The sequence below is a fragment of the Variovorax sp. 01N429 genome, from assembly GCF_056399425.1.
In genome coordinates this window covers 1-450 of sequence record NZ_JBFTRG010000124.1, presented here as the reverse complement: position 1 = coordinate 450, position 450 = coordinate 1, and the positions used below count along the sequence as shown (strand labels likewise).

Below are 450 nucleotides of genomic sequence, written 5' to 3'. Positions count from 1 at the left end.
GCTCCCGCCCGGGGGCCAGCCGAGTTGCGTGAGCGCGCTGTGCCGGAACTCGTGCAGGTCCCACCCCGTCCCCGCAAGCGCAGTGTGCAGGTCCAGGAGCGCGCGGGACTGGCCATATGGCATCCGCGCCATGCCGGTGTCCAGGCACACGTCCCGCGCCGCCAACACCTTGCCCGGGGCGGGCCTGCGTGCGTGGCGAACACCGGCCTACGGGTGCGGCCCTTGAGCACGCGCGGCATCAGCCGCGCGGCACCGGCGTCCGAGTACACCCACTCGCGCACCGCGTTCTCGTGCAGCCGAGCCGCGGCGGCGCGTCGCCGCGCCCTTCGCCTTCACCGATGCGCGGCGACGCGCGAGGTCCAGGTCTTCGACGTTGAGCCCGAGGACTTCCTCGGCACGGGTCGCGGTCTTGTAGAGCATTGGTAGAGCGCGTTCTCCCGCACCCCGCAC

General features: G+C 73.1%; 1 protein-coding gene. It reads right to left on the bottom strand.

Going from position 1 to position 450, the window contains the following annotated elements:
- Positions 1–207: 207 nt before the first annotated feature.
- The coding region (locus AC1DSF_RS30890; protein WP_478184123.1) for a hypothetical protein at positions 208–450 on the bottom strand (243 nt) is incomplete at its 5' end.